The 13,288-nt window shown below is 63.9% G+C and carries 9 protein-coding genes and 1 pseudogene; 4 read left to right on the forward strand and 6 right to left on the reverse strand.

The features are described from left to right. Positions 1 to 129 precede the first annotated feature (129 nt). Positions 130 to 933: pseudogene (locus EWH12_RS20360) on the forward strand (EAL domain-containing protein); the annotation flags it as partial. On the opposite strand, the gene EWH12_RS20365 reads toward EWH12_RS20360, so the two are convergent. From EWH12_RS20365 to EWH12_RS20375, 3 genes are all read right to left on the reverse strand, one after another. After that, complete coding sequence (locus EWH12_RS20365) at positions 930 to 1,325, reverse strand: MAPEG family protein (protein ID WP_129927643.1); 396 nt, start codon at positions 1,323 to 1,325, stop codon at positions 930 to 932. The pseudogene EWH12_RS20360 and the gene EWH12_RS20365 sit on opposite strands and share 4 nt — an antisense overlap. 333 nt (positions 1,326 to 1,658) lie before the next feature. Then, complete coding sequence (gene mfd / locus EWH12_RS20370) at positions 1,659 to 5,132, reverse strand: transcription-repair coupling factor (protein ID WP_129927644.1); 3,474 nt, start codon at positions 5,130 to 5,132, stop codon at positions 1,659 to 1,661. 128 nt (positions 5,133 to 5,260) lie between these two features. Beyond that, positions 5,261 to 5,527: an FAD assembly factor SdhE gene (locus tag EWH12_RS20375; protein WP_066603273.1), complete on the reverse strand. Its 267-nt coding sequence runs from the start codon at positions 5,525 to 5,527 to the stop codon at positions 5,261 to 5,263. 86 nt (positions 5,528 to 5,613) lie between these two features. Between EWH12_RS20375 and recG the strand changes: the two genes are divergently transcribed. Further along, entirely contained in the window at positions 5,614 to 7,674 is a 2,061-nt protein-coding gene (gene recG, locus EWH12_RS20380) for an ATP-dependent DNA helicase RecG (protein ID WP_129927645.1), read from the forward strand. A gap of 694 nt (positions 7,675 to 8,368) precedes the next feature. Next, positions 8,369 to 9,478, forward strand: coding sequence for a mechanosensitive ion channel family protein (locus EWH12_RS20390; RefSeq protein ID WP_129927647.1), 1,110 nt, complete (start codon positions 8,369 to 8,371; stop codon positions 9,476 to 9,478). Here EWH12_RS20390 and EWH12_RS20395 read toward each other — a convergent pair. Then, complete coding sequence (locus tag EWH12_RS20395; protein WP_066603250.1) at positions 9,450 to 9,806, reverse strand: PilZ domain-containing protein; 357 nt, start codon at positions 9,804 to 9,806, stop codon at positions 9,450 to 9,452. The genes EWH12_RS20390 and EWH12_RS20395 overlap by 29 nt on opposite strands. A 124-nt stretch (positions 9,807 to 9,930) precedes the next feature. Further along, a complete protein-coding gene (gene tyrS, locus EWH12_RS20400; protein ID WP_129927648.1) occupies positions 9,931 to 11,148 on the reverse strand; it encodes a tyrosine--tRNA ligase in 1,218 nt (405 codons plus the stop codon). Positions 11,149 to 11,203: 55 nt separating this feature from the next. Between tyrS and EWH12_RS20405 the strand changes: the two genes are divergently transcribed. Then, positions 11,204 to 12,289 (forward strand): anhydro-N-acetylmuramic acid kinase, encoded by a 1,086-nt coding sequence (locus EWH12_RS20405; RefSeq protein WP_066603244.1) that lies wholly within the window; start codon positions 11,204 to 11,206, stop codon positions 12,287 to 12,289. 43 nt (positions 12,290 to 12,332) lie between these two features. Here EWH12_RS20405 and EWH12_RS20410 read toward each other — a convergent pair whose 3' ends face one another. Beyond that, the gene (locus EWH12_RS20410; protein WP_129927649.1) at positions 12,333 to 13,274 is read right to left on the reverse strand and encodes a hypothetical protein; all 942 of its coding nucleotides are present in this window, start codon (positions 13,272 to 13,274) and stop codon (positions 12,333 to 12,335) included. Positions 13,275 to 13,288 lie beyond the last annotated feature (14 nt).

A 13,288-nucleotide genomic window follows, 5' to 3' on the forward strand; every position in this document is an offset into this window, starting at 1 on the left:
GTGGTAACTCCACCTTACCGATGAGCCCGGTGGCCACCGAGATCGAATTCGCATGGGTGGGGCATGCCCCACCCATGCGATCGCCTCAATCTACACCGGAAATTACACCACGAGCGCGGACGCTAACGCATTCGCATTCTGTCGGCGGAAAAGCACAGCCGTCAGGTGGACGCCGACCGGCTGGAGACGGACCTGCGCCTGGCGCTGGACCGGGGCGAGATCGGCATCGTATTCCAACCGCAATATCCGGTCGATAGCGACAAGATCAGCGGCGTGGAGGCGCTGGCGCGGTGGAACCATCCCCATTATGGGCCGCTGGGGGCGGGCATATTGTTCGCTACCGCCGAACGATCCGACTATATGTTGCCGCTGTCGGCGCATATCCAGGCGGAGGCGCTGCGGCAGGCGGCGGCATGGCCCGGCGCGCTGTCCGACCTGCGCCTGTCGATCAACGTCACGGCGGCGGACATCGCCCAGCCCGGCTTCATGCCCGGCCTGCTGGGGCTGGTCGATCGCAGCGGCTTTCCACGGTCCCGGCTGACGGTGGAGATCACCGAGAGCGGGTTGATCGAGGATGTGGACGCCGCCGCCGCGCTGTTGACCGCGCTGCGGACCGAAGGGTTGGCGGTCGCGATCGACGATTTCGGCACGGGCTATTCCAGCCTTGCCTATCTCAAGAGCCTGCCGCTCGATTTCCTTAAGATCGACAGCGGTCTGGCGCAGGATATTGCGGGCACGGCGCGGGACCGGATCATCGTGCGCGGGGTCATCCACATGGCCAAATCGCTGGGGTTGAAGGTCATCGCCGAAGGGGTGGAGACGGAGGAGCAACTGGATCTGCTCGCCCGTGAAGGGTGCGACTATTATCAGGGCTTCCTGCGGTCGGCGGGGGTGTCGTCCGCCGACCTCATCAATCTGGTGCTGAAGGGTTAGAAGCGTAACAGCGGCCAGAGGGTAATCAGGATGCCCGCCAGACTGGCCAGGAAGATGATGGTGCGGACCACCGGGACGCCCGCCGCATATAGCGGCAGATAAACGACCCGTGCGCCCAGCCAGATCCAGCCGCCCATGGCGGTCCATTCGCTGGTTTTGCCCGCCACCACCACGCCGATCAGCGCGACGATGGCGATGGGCAGGGTTTCCTTGAAATTGGCCTCAGCGCGGACGAGACGTCCGGCGAGGGGATGGAGCGGCGGCAGTTTTTCGTCGCGCGCGCCCATATTCCATTTGGGACCATATTGCTTCGTCTTCACATGCGCCGCGGCGAAGATGTGGACCAGCAGCAGGACCATGGACCAGGCGAGGATCGTGATTTCGACGGGCATGATGATATTGTCCCCTTTTGTCAGATCATTTTAGCGCATCTGGATCAGGTAGGACAGAGCGCGCTTGGGTCACAGCGATGCGCCACGGCGAAGTTCACACCGTCGTCGCAAAAATTACAGGCTGGATTTGGCGCTTTTGCGTGGGCCAAGTGCGCCTTAGGTTACAGCGACGTATCTTTGACGCGCCACCAGGGTCATAGCGACGCGCCAGTTGCGCGCCATCCGGGTCACCGGTGACGGTTGCGGATGATCTTCCGTGAGGCTGTTCCATCCGGCGGATAGACCAGAAAAGCGCGACGTAGGGAAGCGGGATGGGATTTTCCCCTCCCGCTTCTACCCCGCCGCCTTGGCCAATCCCTTCGACAATTGCAGCGCGCCGTTCAGGCGGGCTTGCGGGTCGGGCCAGGCGCGGTTGACCACGACCTTGCTGTCGGGACGCAGGCGGGCGACGCCGTCGAGGCGCTGGACATAGGCGACCAGCCCGGCGGGGTTCGGGAAGCGGTCCTCAAAGAAGCTGACCAGCGCGCCCTTTGCGCCCATGTCGATCTTCGAGATGTTCGCGGTCATGCAATTCTGCTTGATTTCGATGATCTTGAGCAGGTTTTGCGTGGGCAGCGGCAGCTTGCCGAAACGGTCGATCAGTTCGGCCGCGAAGGATTCAAGGCCCTGGCGATCCTCGATCTCGTTGATGCGGCGATAGAGGCCCATGCGGAGGTCAAGGTCAGGCACATAATCGTCGGGGATGAGGATGGGCGCGTCGACGCTGATCTGGGGGGAGAAGCTGTCGCTGCGCTTTTCGATACCGACCCCGCCCGCCTTGGCGTCCATGATCGCGTCTTCCAGCATCGACTGGTAGAGTTCGAAGCCGACTTCCTTGATATGGCCCGACTGTTCGTCACCGACCAGATTGCCCGCACCGCGAATGTCGAGATCGTGGGAGGCGAGTTGGAAGCCTGCGCCCAGCGTGTCGAGGTCGGACAGAACCTTCAATCGCTTTTCCGCCGTTTCGGTGATGATGCGGTTGGCCGGCGTCGTCATATAGGCATAGGCGCGCGTCTTCGACCGGCCCACGCGGCCGCGTAGCTGGTAAAGCTGGGCGAGGCCGAAGCGGTCGGCGCGATGGATGATGAGCGTGTTGGCGCTGGGGATGTCGAGGCCGGATTCCACGATCGTCGTGGAGAGCAGGACATCGTAGCGCTTGTCGTAGAAGGCGGACATGCGTTCTTCCACTTCGGTCGCGCTCATCTGGCCATGGGCGACGATGGCCTTGATCTCCGGCACGTCGTTGCGGAGATACTCCTCGATCTCGGTCAGGTCGGCGATGCGGGGGACGACGAAGAAGCTCTGGCCGCCGCGATAATGTTCGCGCAGCAGCGCTTCGCGGATGACGACGCCGTCCCAGGGCATGATGTAGGTGCGGACCGCCAGGCGATCGACCGGCGGGGTCTGGATGACGGACAGTCCGCGCAGGCCCGACATGGCCATTTGCAGCGTGCGCGGGATCGGCGTGGCGGTCAGGGTCAGGACATGGACGTCGGTCTTGAGCGACTTCAGCCGTTCCTTGTGGGTGACGCCGAACCGCTGTTCCTCATCCACGATGACGAGGCCGAGGCGCTTGAATTCCAGCCCCTTGGCCAGCAGCGCATGGGTGCCCACGACGATGTCGACCGTGCCGTCGGCCAGGCCCGCCTTGGTCGCCTTCGCCTCCTTGTCCGGGACGAGGCGGGAGAGGCGGCCGATATTGACGGGGAAGCCGCGAAAACGCTCCTCGAACTGCATATGATGCTGGCGCGCAAGGAGCGTGGTGGGGCAGATGACCACGACTTGCATCCCTGCCATCGCGGCGACGAAGGCGGCGCGTAGCGCGACCTCGGTCTTGCCGAAGCCGACGTCGCCGCAGACGAGGCGATCCATCGGCTTGCCCGACCCCAGATCCTCCACCACGTCGCTGATGGCGCGATCCTGATCTTCGGTTTCCTGATAGGGGAAGCGATCGACGAAGGCGGGGTATCCCGCCTGATCCGGTTCCGCCACGGTGGCGGCGCGCAGGGCGCGTTCGGCGGCGGTCTTGAGCAATTCACCCGCGATTTCGCGGATGCGCTCCTTCATCTTGGCCTTGCGCCGCTGCCACGCTTCGCCGCCCAGTCTGTCGAGGCTGACGCCTTCGTTTTCGGAGCCGTAGCGGGAGAGGACTTCGAGATTTTCGACGGGGACGTAGAGTTTGTCGCCGCCTGCATAGGTCAGCGCGACGCAGTCATGCGCCGCCTTGCTGACCGGAATCTGGGTCAGCCCTTCATAGCGGCCGATGCCGTGGTCCATGTGGACGACGAGATCGCCGGGCGAGAGGGTGGCCAGTTCTTGAAGGAAGGCGTCGGCGCTCTTCTTGCGCTTGGCGCGGCGGACGAGGCGGTCGCCGAGCATATCCTGTTCGGTGAGGACGGCGACGTCGGGCGCGGTGAAGCCGTGGTCGAGCGGCAGGACGGTGAGCGTGACGCTGCCACTGGCGGCGGTGCCCAGCGCTTCCTGCCAGCCGTCGGCGGCGGCGAGGCGAGTGACGTCATGGTCGGCGAGCAAGCCGGACAGACGCTCGCGCGCGCCGACCGAGTAGCTGGCGATGATGACCTTTTTCCTGGTCTTGCGCAGGGCGGCGATATGTTTGCCGACGGCTTCGTAGATGTTCGTATTTTGCGCGCGTTCGGGGGCGAAATCACGCGGGCCGTCGACGGCGAAATCGAGTACGGTCGCGCTTTCCGGTTCACGGAAGGGCGTGGTGCCGTGCATCGGCTTGGTCGCGACGGCCGCGTCCCATTCGGCGGCGCTCAGGTAAAGCAATTCAGGTTTGAGCGGGCGGTAGGAACCGGGATCGGCGGACTTCGCCTGGACGCGGTTGGCATGATAGTCGCGGATCGCCTCGAACCGGTTTTCCGCTGCGCCGGCCACGCCTGGGTCGCGGATCAGAACGGCGTCCTCGCCCAGATGATCGGCGAGCGGGACGAGCTTTTCCTCGAACAGCGGCAGCCAATGTTCCATGCCCGCGAGCCGGCGGCCGTCGCTGACCGCCTGATAGAGCGGGTCGCCGGTCGCAGTCGCGCCGAAGGTTTCGCGATAGCGGCTCCGGAAACGCTTGATCGTGTCTTCGTCCAGCAGCGCTTCGGAGGCGGGGAGAAGGGTGAAGCCGTCGACATTTTCGATCGTGCGCTGGTCTGCGGGATCGAAACGGCGGACGGTTTCGATCTCGTCGCCGAAGAAATCGAGGCGCAGCGGCATGTCCTCGCCACCGGGGAAGAGATCGACGATGCCGCCGCGAATGGCGAATTCGCCCCGGTCGTGGACCGTGTCGGTGCGGACATAGCCGTTCGCTTGGAGCATCTGCGCCAGCGTCTGGATAGCAATCCGTTCCTTGGGCGCAAGTTTGGCGACCAACTGCCGAACGCGGAACGGGGTGAGCGTGCGCTGGGTCATGGCGGCCAGCGTGGTGAGGACCAGTTGCGGGCCTTTGGGCCTGGCTTGCAGGGCATGGAGACCGGCGAGGCGGGCGGAGGCGGCGCGCAGCGAGGGGCTGGCGCGGTCGTAGGGCAGGCAGTCCCAAGCGGGAATTTCGATGATCTCGATCTCTGGCGCGAAATAATGCGCCGTGTCCGCGACCGCGCGCATCAACTGCTCGTCGGAGGCGATGAAGACCGCGCGATTGCCCGCAGCCCCCGCGGCGCGGGCGATGTCGGCGAGCAGCCAGGGCTGGAACCCCGCGGGAACGCCCGACAGGGTGAGGGGCGCCGTGGCCTTCAGGATGGTCTGGAGATCGGTCATATCTGGCTGTCCGGTCCTCTCCTCGATTGCTCCCCTCCCGCTTGCGGGAGGGGTCGGGGGAGGGCTTGTAAAGGATGGGAAGAGACAGACCCTCCCCTAACCCCTCCCGCAAGCGGGAGGGGGACTTGTCAGTTCTCGATTTTCACGAAATCGAGCTTCAGGAACTTGTCCATCATCGGCCCTTTCCATTCGTCCGGCACCGGGATGGTGCCCAGCGCCCATCCGATGATGTCGGCATCCTGCTCGTCCATGAAGCGTTCGAACCAGGCAATCTCCTCGGCGTTCCATTCGGCGTGATAGCGTTCGAAGAAGCCGCCGACCGCATAATCCGATTCGCGTGTGCCGCGGTGCCAAGCGCGGAATTTCAGGCGGCGCATCAGGGGATCGTCGTTCACAATTTGTTCCTTTTGCGGGCATGGCAAAATGGCCGATCGGGGATTTGTATGACCGCCCCCGCTCAGCTACAGGCAGCCAGATAGACATGCGACCCGATATTCTCAATCCGCTCTTTGCCGAAATATCCCTGTTCAAGGGGATCGGCCCCGCTCTGGCCCGGCCGCTGGAGCGGCTGGGGCTGGCGCGCGCGGTCGATGTGGCCTTTCACTTGCCGGTCAGCTGGGTCGATCGGCACCTGACCGACCGGCTCGACATGGCGGACGCCGGGCGGGTGGTCGGGATCGAACTGACGCCGGTCGATTATCGCGCCAGCGGCAGCGCACGTGCGCCGTTCCGGGTCGATGCGGTCGATCGCTATGGCAATCATGTCGCGCTGGTCTATTTCGGGAAGAATAGCGGATGGCCGCGCAAGCTGTTGCCGCTGGGCGAGCCGAAATATATCTCCGGCAAGCTGGAGGCCTATGGCGATACGCTCCAGATCGTTCATCCCGATGTGCTGGCGCCTGAGGATGCGCATATGCTCCCGGCGCGCGAACCGGTCTATGGGCTGTCCGAAGGGCTGACCAACAACCGGATGCGCGATCTGGTGGGGCAGGCGCTGACGCGGGCGCCGGAGTTGCCGGAATGGATCGAGCCGAGCCTGCTGGCGCGCAAGGATTGGCCGGCGTGGCGCGAGGCGCTGGCGCGGGTCCATGCCGATCCGGCGGACGCCATGGCCCGCGCGCGGCTCGCCTATGACGAGATTTTCGCCGGGCAACTGGCGCTGATGCTGGTGCGGCAATCGTCGCGGCGGCGGCGGGGCGTGCCAATCCAAGGGGATGGGCGGCTGCGGGATATGTTGAAGTTGCCCTTTGCGCCTACCGGGGCGCAGCGGCGCGCAACCGCCGAGATCGAGGGCGACATGGCGCAGGCGACGCCGATGCTGCGGCTGCTTCAGGGCGATGTCGGATCGGGCAAGACCTTGGTGGCGCTGATGGCGCTGCTCAATGCGGTCGAGGCCGGGATGCAGGGCGCGATGCTGGCGCCGACGGAAATATTGGCGCGGCAACATTATGAGACGCTGCGGAAAATGGCGTCGGGCCTGCCGATCGCAATCGCGATCCTGACCGGGCGCGACAAGGGCAAGGCGCGCGAAGCCACGTTGATGGGGCTGGCGGACGGGAGCATCGACATATTGGTCGGCACCCACGCGATCTTTCAGGAGGCGGTGCAGTATAAGGCGCTTGGCCTCGCCGTGATCGATGAGCAGCATCGCTTTGGCGTGGCGCAGCGGATGATGCTGGCGAGCAAGGCGGAACGATCGCCGCATCTGCTGGTGATGACGGCGACGCCGATCCCGCGCACGCTCACGCTGACCTATTATGGCGAGATGGAAGTCTCCCGACTGGACGAGATGCCGCCGGGGCGCCAGCCGATTCAGACTTTGGTGATGGCCGCCACGCGGCTGGACGAGGTGGTGGAGGCGCTGGCTCGCCATGTCGAGGGCGGGGGGCAGGCCTATTGGGTGTGTCCACTGGTCGAGGAGAGCGAGACGAGCGATCAGGCGGCGGCGGAAATGCGGGCGGAATCGCTGCGCGAGCGGTTCGGCGCGCGGGTGGGGCTGGTCCATGGCCGGATGAAGGGGCCGGACAAGGATGCGGCGATGGAGGCCTTCGCCGCCAATCGGACGCAGATATTGGTAGCGACGACGGTGATCGAAGTGGGCGTGGACGTGCCCAATAGCAGCCTGATCATCATCGAGGGGGCGGATCGGTTCGGCCTTGCCCAGTTGCACCAGTTGCGCGGGCGCGTGGGGCGCGGCGACAAGCCGTCGACCTGCCTGCTGCTGCGCGGCAATGCGCTGGGCGAGACGTCGCGCGCTCGGCTGGCGCTGATGCGCGAGACGAATGACGGGTTCCGGATCGCGGAGGCGGACCTGGAACTGCGTGGCGCGGGCGAAGTGCTGGGCACGCGGCAGTCGGGCGAAGCGGCGTTGAAGGTCGCGACCCCGGAGCATGTCGCGGCGCTGGTGGATAGCGCGCGGGACGACGCGCATCTGCTGATCGAGCGGGACGGCGGACTGGACAGCGCGCGGGGGCAGGCGGCGCGGACGTGCCTCTATCTGTTCGAGAAGGATGCGGCTGTGGGGTTGTTGAGGGGGGGGTAGTTGGAAGCGGGGTGGGTGTCGAGAAACGACCATTTTCGGCTGTTGCAAACGTCGGCACGCAGTCCAGATACCGGACGTTGCTCTGTCATGGAATTTGGCTGATAATGCAGTGGTGAATAAGGCCACCCTCGTCCGTATCGTTCTCATTCCTACATTCTTTGTGGCTTTGCTCGGATATTGGGCAGCCTTCCCGCCTCGCGAGCCAATCGGGTCAGCCGACGGCATTTACGTGAGCGCCTGCTGTGGCTCCCTAAAATTGCAAGGCGGGCAAATGTCCTTGCAGAAGCAGACAGTTAGCTATGTGGTCGAACACGACAAAGTTGGGCGATATGTTCTGCCCGCCTTTTACGTGGGTGTGTCAGATGCAAATCGGGTCGGTATCGACAGGAAGAAAGGCGCTTTGAAGCTTCGTCTTGATGATAGCCCGACGCCAACGACGATTAATCTGTCGGGCAGACGGACGACTGTTGAATTTCGCAGACGTTAGCGATGGCCGGTTTGATCTGATCGCGGCGCAAAGCCGCCATTCCGCTCCCCACCCTTTCTCGTCATTCCCGCGAAGGCGGGAATCCATCTCCTGATCTCGCGCCAAGTACCAAGCTGGGGAGATGGATCCCCGCCTGCGCGGGGATGACGGTGGATGGGGCATGCCGCACCTGCGAAACAAATCCTCACGCCGTCGCGTTGGCCCCGCATGACCGACATCAGCTTGACCCATATCACATCGACCGCCGCCTTTTCGATTTTGGCCGCAGTGGTGTCCGCGTTCCTGATCCACTGGGCGCTCTATGCGGTCGCGCTGCGGGTCGTGCGGCGGCGGATGGATCCGGTGTTGTTGCCCGCGATTTTCCAGCCGACGCGGTGGCTGGTGGTGTTGCTGGCGCTGGGGGCGGGGTTGCAGCCGCTCGACATGGGGCGGCGGGTCGAGGGGCTTTGGTCGATCGGGTCGAAGATGGTGTTTGCGCTGCTGGTCGGCTGGCTGCTGCTGCGGCTGATGCGTGCGACGCGGGTGATGATCGAGCGCGGCGCGGATATCAATGCTGAGGATAATCTCAAAGCGCGCAAGCGACATACGCGGGTGCGTATCCTCTATCGTATCGCGCAGAGTATCGTCGCGGTGCTGGTGATCGCGATGATGCTGATGGCGATTCCCGGCGTGCGGACGATCGGCGTGACGCTGGCGGCGTCGGCGGGGCTGGTCGGCCTGGCGGTGGGTGCGGCGGCGCAACCGGCGCTCAAAAATCTGATCGCGGGCATCCAGATGGCCTTTTCCGAGCCGATCCGGCTGGACGATGTGGTGATCGTTGAGGGGGAATGGGGGCGGATCGAGGATATCACGCTGACCTATGTCGTGGTGCGCATATGGGATGACCGGCGGATGGTGGTGCCGGTGTCCTATTTCCTGGAAAAGCCGTTCCAGAACTGGACCACCAGGACGTCCGACCTGTTGGGCACGGTGTTCCTCTACGTCGATCCGACCGCCGATATCGAGCGTATCCGCACCCGGTTCGTGGAGGCGGTGCAGGCGAACGCGCGCTGGGACGGGCGGGTCGCAATCTTGCAGGTGACGGATCATCGCGCCGACGCGCTGGAACTGCGCGGGCTGCTGAGCGCGCGCAATGCGGGCATCGCGTTCGACCTGCGCTGCGAGGTGCGGGAAGCGATGCTGACATTCCTGCGCACCGACATGCCCGAAGCGCTGGTGCGCGGGCGTCAGCGGGTGGAAGCGGGCGAGGGCTTTGTCCGGCCCGATTTTCCCAGCCTCGATGCAGCCGCTACCAGGCCGTCCGGCGCGGCGGGATGATCGAGAGCATCGCATCATAGATTTTGGGGGAAATCGGCTCGTAAAATTCCATGCCGACCCGACCATCCTCGACCCAGCGTATCTCAGCAGGATAGTCTTTGAGGATCGGCAACCAGATGCTGACCCGCTCGCCCTGCGACAAGGGGCTGTCGCTGCGGCACATCAGGCCGAGCGCGGAGATGTTGATGATCCGCACGCCATGGCTGCGCCCCTGCGCCGTCACATGGCTGACCATATCGACCAGTTCGCGCTGCGCACGGCGTTGATCGACCGCAGGGTCGCGCGAGCGCAGCACATGGCCGAGATTGGCAAAGACGGAAGACGACATGGTCCGCAGCCTAAGCGGTTGAAAATGGACGATTTGATAGGAAGGAGTGTTAATGATGGGCTAACGCTGTTTTGACCTTCGGCCAAATCATGTGTGCTCCCGCCTGCGCGGGAACACATTGTTGTTACGCGACGACCAACCCGTGTTTCTTCGCGCCGAAACTCAGCCTGTCACCGGGCGTGAGCGTAAGAGCGGGGTCGGTGACGACATCGCCATTCACCCGGATCGCGCCTTCGGTCAGCTTGCGGCGCACTTCCTTGTTGGAGGTGGCGAATCCCAGGCCGGTTATCGCCTGCACGATGGTCAGGCTCTCCGCGCCGAGGCTGACCGTCGGCAGGTTGGCGTCCGACGCGCCTTCCTCGAAAGTTTTGCGCGCCGTTTCGGCGGCCGCGGTCGCAGCCTCCTCGCCATGGGCCATGGCGGTCGCGGCATGGGCGAGGATCTTCTTCGCCTCGTTGATTTCTGCTCCTTCCAGCGCCTCCAGCCGGGCGATCTCGTCCAGCGGCAGGTCGGTGAACAGCGCCAGGAAACGGCCGACATCGGCATCCTGCGTGTTGCGCCAGAATTGCCAATAATCATAGGGCGCCAGCGCGTCGGCGTTCAGCCACACCGCGCCGTTCATGGTCTTGCCCATCTTTCCGCCATCCGCCGTGGTGATGAGCGGACTGGTCAGGCCGAAGACCTGCGTGCCATCGACCCGGCGCGACAATTCGATGCCGTTGACGATATTGCCCCACTGGTCGGAGCCGCCCATCTGTAGACGGCAGGCCGAGCGGCGCGACAGTTCCAGAAAGTCGTAGGCCTGCAGGATCATATAGTTGAATTCGAGGAAGGACAGCGACTGTTCGCGGTCCAGCCGTGTCTTGACCGAATCGAAGCTGAGCATCCGGTTGACCGAAAAATGCTGGCCGATGTCGCGCAGGAACGGGATATATTCCAGGGCGTCGAGCCAGTCGGCATTATCGACCATCACAGCGTCTGTCGGGCCGTCACCAAAGATCAGGAAGCGTTCGAACACCCGCTTGATGCTGGCGATGTTGGACGAGATCGTGTCGCCGGTCATCAGCTTGCGGGCTTCGTCCTTGAAGCTGGGGTCGCCGATCTTGCCTGTGCCGCCGCCCATCAGAACGATCGGCTTGTGACCGGCCTGCTGCATCCGGCGCAACATCATGATCTGGACCAGGCTGCCGACATGGAGCGACGGGGCAGTCGGATCGAAGCCGATATAACCGGGCACCACCTGGCTTTTGGCAAGGGCGTCCAGCCCCCCCGCATCGGTCAACTGGTGGATGTAGCCGCGCGTGTCGAGCAGGCGCAGGAGATCGGACTGATAGTTGCTCATGGCGCGCGCCTGTAGCATTGCGGTTGCGACTGTTAAAGAGGCGGAGTCTTCGATCATGCTAGCAATCGGCCTGATGTCCGGCACATCGCGCGACGGAATCGACGCGGCGCTGATCGAAACGGACGGCGAAGGGCAAGCCCACGCGGTCGAATTTCACGCCATGGCTTATGATGACGGCTTCCGCGTGCGCCTAGCCGAAGCGTGTCGACGTGCGATGGCGATGGAGAAGCCGGGGTTCGAACCGCTGCTGGCGTCGGTCGAGGCGGAACTGACCGAGCGGCATGTGCAGGTGGTCGCCGACCTGCTGGGGCGCAGCGGGCATATAGCGGAGGATGTGACGGTGATCGGCTTTCACGGCCATACCGTCGCGCATCGGCCCGACCGGGGCTGGACGTGGCAGATTGGCGACGGCGCTGGGCTGGCGGGGGCGTTCGGCATAGCGGTGGTCGCCGATCTGCGCAGCGCCGATGTGGCCGCGGGCGGGCAGGGCGCGCCGCTGATGCCGGTCTATCACCGGGCGCTGGCGGCGGGGCTGGACAAGCCAGCGGCGGTGCTGAACCTGGGCGGGGTGGCGAACATCACCTTCATCGGGTCGGACGGGACGTTGATCGCGTTCGACACTGGCATGGCGAGCGGGCTGATCGACAATTGGATGCAGACGCATGGCGATGCCGCTTATGATGCGGGCGGGGCCTGCGCCGCGCGGGGGCGGCCGGATGATGCGCGGCTGGCGGCGATGATGGCCGACCCCTGGTTCGACGCGCCGCCGCCCAAGAGCATCGATCGCGAGCAGTTCAGCATTGATGTGGTGCGGGGATTATCATTGGAGGATGGCGCGGCGACGCTGACGGCCTTCACCGCGGCGGCGGTGGCGCGCGCGGTCGATCATCTGCCACAGCGGCCGGCGGCGATCCATGTCGCGGGTGGCGGACGGCATAATGCGACGCTGATGGCGATGCTGGCGGAGCGGACCGGGGCGGCGATACTATCGGTCGACGGGCTGGGATGGGACGGCGACGCGCTGGAGGCGCAGGGTTTCGCCTATATGGCGGTGCGGCGCCTGAAGGGGCTGCCGATCAGCTTTCCGGGGACGACCGGCGCGCCGGAGGCGATGACGGGCGGAGTGTTGTTTTCGGCATGAAAAGCGACCTTGCCCGAACGGCGGGCAAGGTCGTCATTGAAAATCAGGCGATCGTTTTGTCGATCTGGAGAACTTCGTCCTTCTGCATCGCCGCAAGCGCATTGTCGATTTGGGCCAGCGCGGCGTCGCGCTTTGCAATCAGCTCCAGCCGTTGGGCCAGCATGTCGAAGGGAGGGCCTCCGGCGTCGGTCACGATCTTGCTCGGATTGCCGCCATTTTTGCGTATCGTATCGATCGCGCTGTCGATGCTGTTCAGGACTGTGTCGAACTGACTGGCGACCTCCAGGCGTTTGGTCTGAAGGCTATCGACATGACATTGGAATAGGGCAGCCGTGCGTTCCGCCGCAACCTCTTTTTGCCGATTGGCGAGCGCCATGGCGTCAGCGCCCAAGGCGTCTCCGCGCTCCTTCAGCTTTTCCGCTTCTACTATGATGTTACGGAGCGTGACTTCGGGAATCTTCACGAACCATTCCTTGCGATCTGGATGAATTTCGGGAATGTCCATCGTGAAATCTGTACGCTCCATGCGGGTTTCCGGGATGTGCATCTTGATTTCCTGTCGCCGCATTTCGGTGACGGGGACATGGGTGATGATGTCCTTCCATTTGACGGTGCATTTGGGGATCAGGCCACCGCTGCATTTGAATTCCGGATATTGGCCGACCTTTTTCGCGCGCATGACGACAGTTGGATTGTCCCACGACAGCGTTCGCAGGTTCATGGTGACCTGCGGAATGTCCAACGCCATTGCTTTGGTTTTCATTATAACCGTTGGAATGTCGAACACCCACCGTTGCTCCACCATCTTGATATCGACGGTGCCGGACAGTTCGGCCTTGCCCGCATCCCCCTGAATGCTGTTCGATCGATCATTAAGAGCCCGATCCGAAAGTTGTTGAGCAATACCAGCATGTTGTGATTCAGCCGTCTTTGCGACAAGATGGAGTGAATGGTGGCATGGACTGGTATTGCCCGGCGAGAGCATAGTCGGGAAGGTTT

It is taken from the genome of Sphingobium cupriresistens (assembly GCF_004152865.1).
GTDB classification, from domain to species: Bacteria; Pseudomonadota; Alphaproteobacteria; order Sphingomonadales; family Sphingomonadaceae; genus Sphingobium; species Sphingobium cupriresistens.